This is a genomic window from Streptomyces sp. NPDC086077 (assembly GCF_040686175.1).
Classification (GTDB): Bacteria; Actinomycetota; Actinomycetes; order Streptomycetales; family Streptomycetaceae; genus Streptomyces.
In genome coordinates, this window is record NZ_JBFBJT010000305.1 from 1 (window position 1) to 2,123 (window position 2,123).

Here is a 2,123-nt window from a genome sequence, read left to right on the forward strand (position 1 = left end):
GGGCGCAGATCGATGTGGGGCTGAGCATCAGCGCGGAGGTGGCCCGTGGGCGCTTCGGCCATGCACGCCATGCCGCCGCTCCTGCCGCGAGAGTCGGGTAAATGCCGTGGAATCACCCTTCGGCCCCGGCACCGGATCCAATCTGGAGCGCCTGGAGGCCCTTATCGCCCAGGTGATGCGCGAGACCGGCGCGTCGATCGCCCTGCTCTACCTGCTGCCGCCTGAAGAACGGATACTGCGGCTCGCCCTGATGTGCGGCGTCTCCCATGAGATCGCCGCACCCTGGGCCCGCGTCGGCGTGGACGCTGCGTCCCCGGTCCCGGACGCCATGCGCCAAGGGCAGCTGGAGTGGTTGAGCAGCCAGGAGGAGGTGGCACGCCGCTACCCACAGCTGGGGCTCGTGCTGCCCTACGACTTCATGCTCGCCGCAGCCCCCCTAGTCGGCGGCGCCCGGTCGCGGGGCGGCATCGCGCTGCTGTGGCCCGCTTGGCACCCGCCGCAGCTCAGCCCGAGCCAGCTCGAAGCAGTCACCGCCTACTGCCGGAACACGGGAGACCTTCTTGAGCAAGCTGCTGCCGAAGGCCGTCCGCTACTGCCCCCTGCAGAACCCTGGCAGCTTGCCGCACCGGTCACGGAAGGCAGCCCTGCCCAGGCCAGGGCCGCGCTTGACTTCACAGAACGCCTTCCCGTCGGCTGCTGCACCCTGGACCTGAACGGACGGATCACCTTCATCAACACTGCCGGGACCCAACTGGTGGGCGCCGATGCCGCCTATCTCGCGGGCAACCGCCCATGGGAAGTGCTGCCGTGGCTCCACGCCCCGGTCTGCGAAGAGCGCTACCGGGCAGCGGTGATCACCCGCCAGCCGACAACCTTCACTGCCGTATGCCCCCCTGACACGTCACTGCTGTTCCAGCTCTACCCTGGCGACAACGGCATCAGCATCCACATCACACCTGCCGCGCAACGGACCGACACCATCCAGGCCGCACCAGCCGATGAACCAGTCGGTGCCGTGGCGCTGTATCACCTCACGCACCTGGCGGTCGCTCTCGCCGAAGCCGTGGGAGTTCAGGACGTCGTCGACCTGGTCGCGGACCAGATTGTGCCCGCTTTCGGCCCTCAGGGGCTGGTCCTCATGACGGCCGAGGAGGGTCGGCTCCACGTCACCGGATACCGCGGCTACAGCGCCGACTTCGCCAGCCGCTTCGACGGCACGCCCGTTTCTACGCCTACCCCGGCCACGCACGCACTGGCCTGCGGTGAGCCGGCCTTCTTCCCTACGTTCGCCGATTTTCAGCGCGCCTACCCCGACGCACCGCAATACGAGGCACGGAGCGCCTGGGCCTTCCTGCCCCTTACCGCTTCCGGGAATCTCATCGGCTCGCTCGTTCTCTCCTACGACCGGCCGCGCCCGTTCCTCCCGGCAGAGCGTGCCCTGCTGGCCTCCCTCGCCGGTTTGATCGCTCAGGCCCTGGACCGCGCCCGCCTGTACGACGCCAAACACGCCCTCGCCTACACCCTCCAGAAGAGCCTTCTGCCCCACGCTCTACCCTCCATCGCCAACCTGGATGTCGCCGCCCGCTACCTGCCCGCCGGCCACGGCATGGACATCGGCGGCGACTTCTACGACCTCATCCACCCCAGCCCCACCACAGCCGTTGCTGTCATCGGCGACGTTCAGGGCCACAACTCCACCGCCGCCGCCCTCATGGGACAGGTCCGCACCGCCGTCCACTCCTACGCCACCACCGGCACCTCCCCCAGCGACCTCCTCACCTGCACCAACCGCCTCCTGACCGACCTCAACGCCGGACTGTTCACCAGCTGCCTGACAGTCCACCTCGACCTCACCCACTACCGCGCCCGCCTCGCCAGCGCCGGACACCCCCCACCCCTGCTCCGCCACCCCGACGGACACACCGAGATCCTGCGCCCGCCCCCCGGACTGCTCCTCGGCATCGAACCGGATGCCGACTACCCCACCCACGACGTCTCCCTCCCACCCGGCGCCGTCCTCGTCCTGTACACCGACGGACTCATCGAAATCCCCGGAACCGACATCGACGACACCACCGACCACCTCGCCCACCACCTTTCACAGACCCCGGCCCAGGACCTGG

1 protein-coding gene is annotated in these 2,123 nt (G+C 69.0%); it reads left to right on the forward strand.

The annotated features are described in order from the left end of the window. Window positions 1-106: 106 nt before the first annotated feature. On the forward strand, window positions 107-2,123 hold a 2,017-nt coding region (locus AB0O67_RS37230), incomplete at its 3' end, for a SpoIIE family protein phosphatase (protein ID WP_365460519.1).